The sequence below is a fragment of the Rhodococcus sp. NPDC019647 genome, assembly GCF_044389235.1.
GTDB classification, from domain to species: domain Bacteria; phylum Actinomycetota; class Actinomycetes; order Mycobacteriales; family Mycobacteriaceae; genus Rhodococcus_F; species Rhodococcus_F oxybenzonivorans.
In genome coordinates, this window is sequence record NZ_JBIRXS010000052.1 from 18265 (window position 1) to 30412 (window position 12148).

Annotated in this window: 7 protein-coding genes; 3 read left to right on the forward strand and 4 right to left on the reverse strand. The window is 66.2% G+C overall.

The genetic code is table 11. The features are described from left to right. Window positions 1-2 precede the first annotated feature (2 nt). From ACH49N_RS37890 to ACH49N_RS37900, 3 genes are all read right to left on the reverse strand, one after another. Complete coding sequence (locus ACH49N_RS37890) at window positions 3-1244, reverse strand: AI-2E family transporter (protein WP_159925254.1); 1242 nt, start codon at window positions 1242-1244, stop codon at window positions 3-5. A gap of 133 nt (window positions 1245-1377) precedes the next feature. Next, window positions 1378-1572 (reverse strand): YbdD/YjiX family protein, encoded by a 195-nt coding sequence (locus ACH49N_RS37895; RefSeq protein WP_159925256.1) that lies wholly within the window; start codon window positions 1570-1572, stop codon window positions 1378-1380. After that, window positions 1562-3865 (reverse strand): carbon starvation CstA family protein, encoded by a 2304-nt coding sequence (locus ACH49N_RS37900; RefSeq protein ID WP_358278367.1) that lies wholly within the window; start codon window positions 3863-3865, stop codon window positions 1562-1564. Before ACH49N_RS37900 ends, ACH49N_RS37895 begins: the two co-directional genes overlap by 11 nt. Window positions 3866-4126: 261 nt before the next feature. Here ACH49N_RS37900 and ACH49N_RS37905 point away from each other — a divergent pair, with 261 nt between their 5' ends. The 3 genes from ACH49N_RS37905 to ACH49N_RS37915 all read left to right on the forward strand — a co-directional run bounded on the left by ACH49N_RS37905 (window position 4127) and on the right by ACH49N_RS37915 (window position 8742). After that, complete coding sequence (locus ACH49N_RS37905) at window positions 4127-4840, forward strand: thioesterase II family protein (protein ID WP_250776275.1); 714 nt, start codon at window positions 4127-4129, stop codon at window positions 4838-4840. Beyond that, window positions 4837-5667: an SDR family oxidoreductase gene (locus ACH49N_RS37910; RefSeq protein ID WP_358278365.1), complete on the forward strand. Its 831-nt coding sequence runs from the start codon at window positions 4837-4839 to the stop codon at window positions 5665-5667. Before ACH49N_RS37905 ends, ACH49N_RS37910 begins: the two co-directional genes overlap by 4 nt. Window positions 5668-5754: 87 nt before the next feature. Then, entirely contained in the window at window positions 5755-8742 is a 2988-nt protein-coding gene (locus ACH49N_RS37915; RefSeq protein WP_358278363.1) for a non-ribosomal peptide synthetase, read from the forward strand. On the opposite strand, the gene ACH49N_RS37920 is transcribed toward ACH49N_RS37915, so the two are convergent. Then, the coding region (locus ACH49N_RS37920; protein WP_358278362.1) for an amino acid adenylation domain-containing protein at window positions 8685-12148 on the reverse strand (3464 nt) is incomplete at its 5' end. The genes ACH49N_RS37915 and ACH49N_RS37920 overlap by 58 nt on opposite strands.

Below are 12148 nucleotides of genomic sequence, written 5' to 3' on the forward strand. Positions count from 1 at the left end.
GATCACTCGGCCTGCGGTGTGATCGCTTTGGGAGCGATACCTTTCGGAGCCACGGCAGCCTCGTCGATCGTCACGCCCTCCCGCTCGGCATCGTCGATGTCCTCGTCGGCGGCGACGTCGTCGGGGATGTTGGCCTCGGCACTCTTCTCGTCGATCTGTTCGCCGATGTAGCGCACCACGACGGCGGCCACGGCGGCGGTAGGCACCGCGAGGAAGGCGCCGACGATGCCGAATACCGACCCGCCCGCGGTGACGGCGAGCAGCACCACGACCGCGTGCAGTTTCATGCTCTTGCTCTGCAGAACCGGTTGGAGCACGTTGCCCTCGATCTGCTGGACCACCAGGATGATGATCAGCACGATCACTGCGGTGGTGAGCCCGTTGGCCACCAAGGCGACGAGGACGGCGAGGGCCCCGGCGACGAAGGCACCGACGATCGGGATGAAGCCACCGATGAAGGTCAGGATCGCGAGGACCGGTGCGAGGGGCACCCCGAGGATGAGTAGTCCGGCGCCGATGAACACCGCGTCGATGAGGCTCACCAGCGCCTGCGTTCGGATGAATCCGCCGAGGGTGTCCCACATCCGGCCGAGCACGACTTCGAGGTGTCGGCCGGCCCGGCCGCCGCTCACCGAGTGGAGCCAGGGGATGAAGCGCGGTCCGTCCTTGATGAAGAAGAACGACAGAACCAGCACCAGGCCGAGGGTGAGGAGCAGTGAGCTCGCGGTGCTGACGCCGGTGAAGACGCCGGACGCGATGACCGTTCCACTTTCCTGGACCTTCGCGATGATGGTGTGGATACCCTCGTCGATCTGGTCGTCCTTGAGGTTGATCGGCGGACCCTGCAACCAGTCCTGCACCTGGTTGATGCCCTCGGTGGCCTTGTTGGCCAGCTCAGGAGCCTGGCTGACCACCGAGGGCACGATGCCGGCGATGATGCCCGCGAGCACCGCGATGAACAGGACGAGTGTGGTCGCGGCGGCGGCCGCCGGTGGAATGCCTCGTTTGCTCATTGCCCGCGTCGGCGGCCACAGCACGGTGCACACGACGATCGCGAGGAGCACTGGGAGGACGATCACCCAGAGCTTCTCGATGATCCACCCGAACAGCAACGCTCCCAGCGCGATCGCAACGAGAACGAGCGACCACTTGGCCAACCACATACCGCCGAGCCCGATGAGATGCCCGCGATCGGGTTTGGTGATCTCCTGCCCGGGCGCTGCCGGGGCTTCCTGCTCCGCCACAGTTGGTCCTCCCTCGTCTCACAGACATATCCGCCGTATCGCCCCGGTCCGCGAGGGCGGACCGGTGACGGCACTGACCGCGTGTGCCGACTGTCCGTCCAGCCGATCGTACTGACAGCGCCGCCGTGTGCGGTCAGCAGCAGCGGGCACCCGGATTCGCGTCGGCGTCGGCGTACCGGGCGCGCCAGTACTCGCGTTCGCTCGGAACGGCTGCACCGGGATGACATCGGCGGAGGTGGTCGACATACCGGGAATAGTCGTGATCGCCCATCAACGAGCCCGTCCACCACCAGGCCGTCCGGAGAGCTCCGACAACCCTATTCGTCATGGTGATGCGCCTTTCCGGTGACCGCGTGGGCCGCACCGGGCGCGCGCACGACGCCCTCGGCGATCAGGTCGTTCCATTCCTTCTCGAGCCCCTTCTCGGCGGTGGTGGGCACGAAACCGGCGGGTGCGAAGATCTTGGACTGCTGCTCGGGCGACTCGGTGGTGGGTAGACCGCCGGCCCGGAACGCTTTGATGCACACGAGCAGTCCGGCAGCCACCACGACCAGGACCAGTCCGGCGAAGACGATCGACAGTGTTCCCTGGATGAAGGTGTTGCGGATGACCGCGTCGATGGCGTCCGGTGTCTTCGCCGAACCGAAGCTCGTCTTCCCGGCTTCCTTGGCGTCCTTGAAAGCGGCGTGCTGGGACCAGTAGCCGATGGAGGTGTTGCCCGAGAAGATCTTCTGCCACGACGCCGTCATCGTGACGATCAGGTCCCAGACGAGCGGCACCCCGGGAATCCACGCCCACTTGAAGAGGCCCTTCTTCATGACGACGGCGAGGACCACGGTCAGGGCGATGGCAGCGAGGAGCTGGTTGGCGATTCCGAACAGCGGGAAGAGTGTGTTGATGCCGCCGAGCGGGTCGGTGACTCCCATGAGCAGGATGGCACCCCAGAGTCCGACGACAGCCAGCGAGCACACCCAGGCGCCGACGCGCCACGACGGATCCTTGAACTTGCGGGCCGGTCCCCCGAAGTTGCCGAGGGAATCGGAGAGCATGAAGCGGGCGACACGAGTACCGGCGTCCACCGTGGTGAGAATGAACAACGCTTCGAACATGATCGCGAAGTGGTACCAGAACGATTTGAGCGCAGTACCCCCGAGGAATTGGCTCAGCACCTCCGACATTCCGAAGGCGAGTGTGGGTGCACCGCCGGTGCGCGAGATGATCGATTCCTCACCGACGTTCTCGGCGGCTTCCGACAGGGTGCCGGGGGACATGTCGGGACTGGTCAGTCCGAGCCCGTTCACGTAATCGGCTGCGGTCTCCGGAGTTCCACCGGTCAGGGTGGACGGGGCGTTGAGGGCGAAGTACAGGTGTTGGTCGATGATGCAGGCGGTGACGAGCGCCATGATGGCGACGAACGACTCGGTGAGCATGCCGCCGTAGCCGATGAGGCGGGTCTGCTTTTCCTTCTCCAGCAACTTGGGGGTGGTGCCGGACGCGATGAGCGCATGGAAGCCGGACAACGCGCCGCACGCGATCGTGATGAACAGGAACGGGAAGAGCGATCCGGCGAACGCGGGGCCGTTTCCCTGGATCGCGAAGGTGGTGACGTCCGGCATCTTGATGGTGGGCCGGGCGACGAGGATTCCGACTGCCAGAAGAACGATCGTGCCGATCTTCATGAACGTCGACAGGTAGTCGCGCGGTGCGAGTAGAAGCCACACGGGCAGGACCGACGCCGCGAATCCGTAGGCGATCATCAGCCACGCGATTGTGACTTTGGACAGTGTGAACCAGTCGGCGCCCCAGGCGGTGTCGGCAACCCAGCCGCCGGCGACGATGGCGGCGAGCAGGAGGACCACGCCGATGAGAGATACCTCCGCCACCTTGCCCGGTCGGAGGTATCGCAGGTAGACGCCCATGAAGAGGGCGATCGGGATCGTCATCGCGATGGAGAAGACACCCCAGGGGCTTTCGGCGAGCGCGTTGACGACCACCAGGGCCAGGACGGCGATGAGAATGATCATGATGACGAACACGCCGATCATGGCGGCGACACCACCGACCAGTCCGAGTTCGTCCCGTGCCATCTGCCCGAGGCTGCGCCCGCGCCGTTTCGTCGAAATCCACAGGACCAGGAAGTCCTGCACGGCACCGGCGAAGACGACACCGATGATGATCCAGAGGGTGCCGGGTAGGTAGCCCATCTGCGCGGCGAGTACTGGGCCGACGAGTGGTCCCGCACCGGCGATGGCGGCGAAGTGGTGCCCGAAGAGCACCCGCCGATCCGTCGGCATGTAATCCTTGCCGTTCTCCAGAATCTCGGCCGGTGTCGCCAGGTCGTCACGGGGTTTGACGATCCTGCTCTCGATCAGCCGCGCATAGAAACGGTAGGCGATGAGGTAGGTGCAGACGGCAGCGACCACGAACCACACGGCACTGATGTTCTCGCCGCGGACGAACGCAATCATCGCCCACGCGATGCCGCCGAGAATGCCCAGGACGATGAAGACGATCCGTGCCGTCGGGGAAATCGGGGTGCGGTCCACGACTCCCACAGGTGGCAGATCGGGGTCCGTCCTCAGATATTCGACCTCGGGTTCGGGGGCGGCTTTCAGAGCCATCTCGATCTCCTTTCCATCGTTCCCGCCGTCATTGTGTGGCAGGGGAACGGTGTGGGCACGGCTTCCGGTGTTATGGCCTCCGTCACCCTATTGCCCCCACATTGCCAGTGTGAGCCGACCCGGGAAATGTCGCCCGTTTATCTGAGCGCGAACCCGGGCAGGCTGAAGGAAGAGCCCGGCACTTCGACGGCTCGCCCGCATCCGCGCGGCGGAGCGCCGGAACCGCCGGACCCGAGGAGCTTCGTCGAACGGAGACGCGCGATGAGTGAGACCGTGCTCGTATGCCTGCCGTATGCCGGTTCCGGTGCGTCGTTCTTCCGAGGGTGGCGGAGTTTCGCTCCGCGAGGGCTGGAGGTCGCGCCGCTGCAATTACCCGGGCGCGAGGAGCGGTTCGTGGACCCTCCTCTCACCGAGGTCGCGGAGGCCGTCGACGACCTGCTGCCCCGGGTGCTGCCGATCGGGCAAGGTGCGGAGCGGGTCGCGATCTTCGGTCACAGCCTGGGCGCGGTCCTTGCCTATGAGCTTGCCCATCGACTCGCCGGTCAAGGCGGTGTGCCGCTCACCCATCTGTTCGTGAGCGGGTCGCCCGGTCCGGCGACGGTCCGGGAGATACGTGCGTCGCTCCTGGATGACGAGGGTTTCCTCGCGCAGGTAAACGAACTCGCCGGTTACTCGCACCCGGCGTTGGAGAATCCCGAACTGCGGGAACTTCTCCTTCCGGTCCTCCGCGCCGACGTCGAGATGCACGAGAACTACCGGCCGCCGCCGCATCCGCTGCTGGACATCCCGGTCACCGCGCTTCGTGGACGCGAGGATCATCTCGTCAGCGCCGAACAGGCAGCGCAGTGGAAAGAGGTCACCACCGGCGAGAGCACGGTCGTGGAACTCGACGGTGGTCACATGTACCTCACCGACCATCCGCATGCCCTCCTACGACTCGTCGCGTCCCGCCTCTCGGTCACCGAACCGCGATGAGCCCCTCTCTGGAAGGCAAGACCGCCGTCGTCACCGGTGCCGCGCGGGGCATCGGACGCGCCTGTGCGATCGACTTCGCTGCGGGCGGGGCGGACGTGATGTTGCTCGACGTGTGCGGGGACATTCCGGGCGTTCCCTACCCACTGGGCTCCACGAGCCAGCTCGAGTACACCGCCGACCTGTGCCGCGGACACGGAGTTGCGGTGCTGACGCGCGCGGTGGACGTGCGGGTGCGCAGCGAGATCGATGCTGCCGTCGACGCGGCACACGAACGTTTCGGCCACGTCGACGTATTGGTCAACAACGCGGGAATCGCGGCACCGTCGGGATCGCTCGTCCACGAGATCGACGAGGACGAATGGCAATTGATGATCGACGTCGACCTCTCGGGGGCGTGGCGGGCGATAGCCGCCACGGGCCGGATCATGGTGGCGCAGCGCAGCGGCAGCATCATCAACATCAGTTCCACGGCGGGCATCGTCGGGTACAGACGCTTCGCCGGTTACGTTGCCGCCAAACACGGATTGGTCGGCCTGACCAAGGCCGCCGCCTTGGACTATGCGCCCAGTGGTGTCCGCGTGAATGCGCTGTGCCCCGGATCGGTCCGCGACAGTCCCGCCTTCGAAGGCCGGATGCTGGCCGAGATCGCTCGATCGCTCGGCATTCGAGTGGAGGAGCACGAGTCCGTGTTCGTGCAGTCCCAGCCGAACAATGCACTCATCGATCCGGAGGATGTTGCTGCGGCTGCCCGGTGGCTCGCGTCCGACGAATCACGGCGCGTCACCGGATCGGTCGTCACGGTCGACGGCGGCTTCTCGGCGCGGTGACACGACCAATCCAGGGGGCAGGTCCGCGGTGCGCCCTGGGCGCTTCTCGGCAGGCGCCTCGGAACGTTTCTTCGGTAGAATCGACCCATGCACCAATCCCATTGGGGTCGGGCTGGGCTGGCGCGCACGGCGTACGGCCATGCACTGTCGGTGCGTATTCCCCTGGGCTCCTCGGCCGACGAAGGCTTGAATCGAGAGCGGTGGAACGGCGATACCCTCGCACGCACTCTCGAGGCGGCGAGTAACCGGTGGTGGGGCAACGAAGTGCCGCAACCGCGGCTGTGGATCGAACGCGTCGACGCTGCTTCCACCGACTCGGTGGCACGACGACAACTCGATGCCGAACTGCGCAGGCCGATGAGTATCGACAGGCCGGTGATGCGGGCTGTGCTGCTGCGATACTCGGACGGCGTGGCCGATCTCGTCGTCACTGCGGATCGCCGCGACCTGGATCCACCGTCTCTGAGCACGGTGGTGGATGTCCTTCTGGGTAACCGCGATCCCGACTCCCTCACCGCGGAACCTGTGCGGCGGTGCCCCGACGGGCGTGCCCTGCTGCCACCGCCGACAACGATCCCGGGGGGACGCACCCGGTTCGCCTGGATGGCAGGTCGGGAACCGAGTCCACACCCCGCGTTGGTCGAGGTATCGCTGGGACGGCAACAGTGTGAGGACACAGCCCGTGTCGCACTCGCGGCCGGAAGGGTCCTGGGGCGCTACGAAGACCTCGACACGGTGCGAGTCGGTCTGTGGTCGCCGGTTCCCGAAAGACCCGTGGATGTGTTGCGAGGACAGCACGAATTCGGTGTGTTGTCGATCGACTGTGCCGAAGGTTCTGCACCTGAACATGTTTCGCAACCACCGATGGCGGCGGATGACGACACCGAAACCAGTACCGACTCTTCGGACCCTGACCGCGAGAGCGCCGGCAGTGTTCCGGTCGGCGTCCTGGGCGGGGCCTGCGGATACCCTGGCTCGGAGCGACGATGGCTGCCCTGCCAGACCCCACCATTTCCGCTCACTCTCGCCGTGGTCGTCGAAAAATCGGGGGACGCATCGCTGCAGGTGCATGCGCAACCGTATGTGGTGGACGAACAGGCGGCACGGCAATTCGCGCATCACGTGGTCGAGATGTTCCGCCGGCTCGGCGTCGAAGGTTCGGGCTCCGAGCATGACGACGTGTTCGTGTCCGAAGATGATCGCCTCGCGGTGGCCGAAACGGGACCGAATGGCGTGCCGGATCGGTCGCAGCGGATCGACACCGTGTTCCGGCAGCGAGCCCGTGAGAGGCCGTACTCGGTCGCGCTGGTGCAGGGCCGCCGTACACTCACCTACGGCGAATTGGACGAGCAATCACGTTGGGCCGCAGCCGGACTCCGGAAATGTGGTGCCTCGCCCGGTGATCGTGTCGGCGTGTGCCTGGACCGATCCATCGAGCTCATCGTCACGATGCTGGCGATTCTCCAGGTGGGTGCGGCGTTCGTGCCCATGGACTTCCGGCACCCACCGGACCGCCTCGAGTACACCGCCGGTGACGCCGGGATTCGCCTGGTCGTCACCGACCGGCCGGACATCAGCTGGGGTGACGGAATACGCGCGGTGTCTCCGCAGGATCTCGAGGCCGCGGCGAGCGCTGCCTACCCAGACGGGGCCCGCTCACCCGGGCCGGAGGCCGATGTGGGCGAGGCCGCCGCTGTGGCGTACGTGATCTACACATCCGGGTCGACGGGCCGTCCCAAGGGTGTGCTCATTCCCCACCGCAATGTGCTCGCTCTCCTCGCCGCGACCGACACAGAATTCGCTCTCGCCCCCGATGACACCTGGTCGATGTTCCATTCTTCGGCGTTCGACTTCTCGGTATGGGAGATCTGGGGTGCGTTGCTCACAGGCGCCCGGTTGGTCATCGTGCCGTACTGGATATCCCGCTCACCCGTCGAATTCCACACCCTCCTCCAGGAGGAAGGCGTGAGCGTGCTGAGCCAAACACCCTCCGCCTTCGGGCAACTCATGGTGGCCGACCGTGAACTGCCGAGCTTGGACCACCTCCGGTTGGTCGTCTTCGGTGGGGAGTCGCTCGACACGCGCATGCTCGTGTCGTGGATGGACCGCTACCCGGAGTCGACATGCCGATTGGTCAACATGTACGGGACCACCGAGACGACCGTGCACGTCACCGCCCACACCGTGACGCGGCGGGACGCGTTGTCGAATTCGAAGGTGGTGGGCAGGCCGTTGCAGGGGTGGTCCGTGCGAGTGCTCGACAATCGTGGCCGTCCCGTGCCCACAGGTGTGACCGGTGAAATCTATGTCGGGGGAGCGGGCGTCGCGCTCGGGTACCTCAACCGGCCCGAACTGACCGAGCAACGGTTCGTGTGCTGGCGGAACGGCGAAAAGCTCTACCGCACGGGCGACCGGGGACGCCTTCACGGCGACGGCACTCTCGAGCACCTGGGCCGGCTGGATACTCAGGTGCAGATTCGTGGATTTCGGGTGGAACTCGGTGAGGTGCGGGGTGTGCTGCTCGACGACCCTCAGGTCACGGCTGCGGCAGTGGTGGCCACGGACGCCGACGACGATCCGGCAGGACCGGGCATCGATGCGTACGTGGTCTCGCGCGGCGGGACACCGGCGTCGATACGTCAACGCGCTGCCACGTTCCTGCCCGAGTACATGCTGCCGCGCACCATCACCATCGTCGACGCGCTTCCTCTCACGATCAACGGCAAATTGGACACTGCCCGACTTCCGGTGCCCGATAGGCTTTTCCCGCCGCCGCCCACGCGGGCACCGGAGGTGACATCGACGAACGATCTGGCTACCACTCTCACCGACATCTGGGAGTCCGTCCTCGGGGTTCCCGTCGGCGCCGACGACAACCTGTTCGAGCTCGGCGGAAACTCGTTGTGCGCCATCAAGGCCGACAGCATGATGCGCAGACTCGGCCTACCGGTACTGCCGATGCGTGAACTGTATCTCCGGCCGAGTATCCGGGGAATCTGCCAGACGCTGGACAGACTCTATCCTTCGGCGGACCCGGCGGACCCGGCGGACCCGGCGGACCCGGTGGACAAATAGCGTTCGACGACGGCCCCGATCTCCCGGGCAGGTTCCGGCTGCATCATGTCGTTGTGACTACACGCGACCGCATGCTCGTGGATGGTGCCGTCAACCGCGGTTCGCCAGGCATCGACGGCGCGTACGGCACCGCCGTTCTGTGTGGTGCCGCTCGCGGTGAAGAACAGCAGATCCCCGGAGAATGATGCGGGCGTGAACCGGCCCAGCATGCGGGTGGAGTTGGCGTATCCCTCATTGATTCGCCGAAGATGCTCGGCGGTGAGCCCGGCCACCGCCGATCCGTATGCGCGCTGTATCAGGAGTGCGGCCTCGTCGTACGTCAGTTCCTCTTGCTGTGATCGCATGCCGGCGTCGACGCCGAGTCCCGCGAGCAACTCCGGGATCGGCAGTGCCGCGGCGTGTTCCTCGTCCGGATTGCCCGGATAGCTGTCCAGCAGAACCAGCGCCCCAACTCGGTCACCGCCGGTGTGCAGTGCGGTGGCCATGGCGTGAGCGATTGTCCCACCCAGCGACCAGCCGAGGAGATGGTATGGGCCGTCCGGCTGAACTGCCTTGATCTCGTCGATGTACCGCCGGGCCAGTTCGTCGATCGACTCGTATTCGGAGCCGCCGCTGATGGCGGGCAATTGCAACCCGTATACGGGACGGTCCGGCGAGAGGTGGCGCACGAGAGAGGTGTATGCCCAGGCCAGTCCGATCCCGGCATGCACACAGAACAGAGGTGGGAGAGATCCGCTCGGTCGAAGCGGAACGAGCACACGCAGTGCCGCGTCGACGGTGACGGCCTCGCCGATAGCCTCCGATTCTGCATCGAGCCGCGCGGCCAGCCCTGCCGTCGTCGGATCGAGGAACAACGCCTGCAGAGGCACCGTGCGTCCTAGCCGCTTCTCCAAGGAGGTGACCACGCCGATCGCGGTCAACGAGGTGCCGCCCAGAGCAAAGAAGTTGTCGTCCACACCGATCCGTCCGGCGGCGGTGTCACCGCTGTCCGGTGCGAGGGCCTCCACGAAAGCGTCGAGAACGACGCGTTCGGTGGCGGTTCGAGGACTGCGGGACGGGGTGGATTCCGGACGGAACGCCGGCTCCGGCAGGGCGCTTCGGTCCAATTTCCCGGCGGGTGTGAGCGGGATGTGGTCGAGCGAAACGATGGCGGCGGGAATCATGTGCGCGGGCAGCAGTGTGGACAGGTATGCGGTCAGTGCCTCCGGATCGGCCGATCCGGTATCGGACTGTATGTAGGTGACGACGACGGGGGTGCCGCCCGGACCCGGTCTGCTGACAGTTGCAGCGAAGGAGACGTCGGGGTGAGTGGTGAGCGCGGTGTCGATCTCGCCCGGTTCGATCCGGAAGCCTCGGACCTTGATCTGGAAGTCGGTGCGTCCCAGATGCTCCAGCGTGCCGTCGGAGTGTGCACGCACCAGGTCGCCGGTGCGGTACATCCGGCCACCGGTCCCTGTGAAGGGACAGGCCACGAAGTGGTGCGCCGTCGTCGCGGGCCGGGCGTTGTATCCACGGGCGAGTCCTGGACCGGCGAGGTACAGTTCGCCAGGTGTGCCCGCCGGGACGGGGTGGAGTCGGTCGTCCAGCACGGCGGCAACAAATCCGCGGGTCGGCAGGCCGATGGTGACCAGGTCGCCCGGAGTCAACGGCTCACTCATGTGCGACATGATGGTCGTTTCGGTGGGACCGTACGCATTGACCATCCGACGGCCGGAGGCCCAGCGGGAGACGAGGGCCGAGGGGCACGACTCGCCCGCGACGGTGAGGACCCGCACCGTGCCGAGTCCGCCGGGTTCGAGGGTGGCCAGCGCGGTGGGTGTGATGAAGGCGTGGGTGACCCCTTCCCGAACGAAGAACTCGGCCAGCGCGGGCCCGCCGTAGGTCATCGGGGGCGCGATGATGACGCGGGCACCGGCGCAGAACGCCATCATCATCTCGAAGATCGACGCATCGAAGCTCGGGGACGCCAGGTGCGACACCCGCGCTTCGGCGGTCACCTTCAGCCGCGCCCGTTCCTGTTCGGCGAGATCGGCCAGACCGCGGTGGGTGAGCACGACGCCCTTCGGGGTGCCCGTCGATCCGGAGGTGTAGATGAGATACGCGGGGTGGTCGAGGCGGAGCGTCGCCGTGCGGTCGGCGTCGGTCACGGCGGCAGCCGGGAAACCTCGTAGACGGTCGTCGAAACCGGATTCGTCGAGAACCAGCCACGACAGTTCATCGGGGAGCTTTGCCCGGAACTCCGAGACGGTGATGCCGAGCCGCGCCCCGCAGTCGTCGAGCATGTGGGAGATGCGCGCAGGGGGATAGGTGGGGTCGACGGGCACCAGGGCGGCCCCGGACTTCGCCACCGACCACAGAGCGACCACGGATTCGATCGAGCGCGGAAGGGCCGATATCACAGCGCTTTCCGGACCGGCTCCGCGATGCACCAGCCACCGCGCCAGTCGATTGGACTGTTCGTCGAGTTCCCGGTAGGTGAGGTGGCGGCCTGCGCAGGACACGGCCACCTCGTCTTCACGTGCCCGCGCGGCGGCGGAGAGAATTTCGGGCCACAGTTGAGGAGTGCACCCGCGCGGTCCTGCGGTGGGTGCTTGCTCGTCACCGAGTCGGATGTCGCCGACCACGACCGTAGGTTCGGCGACGATCTCTTCGAGGACACGGAGGAACCGGTTCGCGAGATTCCGGATCGTCGCCGGCTCGAACAGGTCCGTGGCGTACGTGAATCCGGCGGTGATCCCCGACGGCTCCCCCGCGGTGTCGAGTTCCTCGGTGATCACCAACTCGAGATCCACCTTCGCCGTCGCCGGTGTGCTTTCTGCCGGATGGACGGTGACACCGGAGATCTCGAGGTCGTACGGTGCGCTGCTGTCGAATTCGAGGGACACCTGGAACAGCGGGGAATGCGCGGTGGAGCGGACGGGAGCCAGGGCCTCGACCAGTTGCTCGAACGGCAGATCGGCGTGGATGAAGGCGCCGAGGTCGACTTCCCGGGTGTCGGCGAGGAGTTCGGCGAACGATGCGGCTGCCGTCACCCGAGTACGCAGCACGAGCGTATTGACGAACATCCCGACAAGGTCGTCGAGGGCGGGTTCGGTGCGGCCCGCGATAGGTGTACCGATGACGATGTCCTCGGTACCGGTCGATCGGGCAAGCAGGGCGGCGAACGCGGCGTGCAACGTCATGAAGAGCGTCGAATTGCTCGCGCGCGCCGTCGAACGCAGTTGACGATGCAGTTCGGGATCGATGCGGAACCCGAGGCGATCCCCGCGGAGGGTGCGTTGTGGTGGTCGTGGGTGGTCGGTGGGGAGGGGGAGGAGGTCGGGGAGTGCGTGGAGGGTGTTTTTCCAGTAGTGGAGTTGGGTGGTGATGAGGCTGTGGGGGTCGTCGGTGGTGCCGAGGAGTTGGT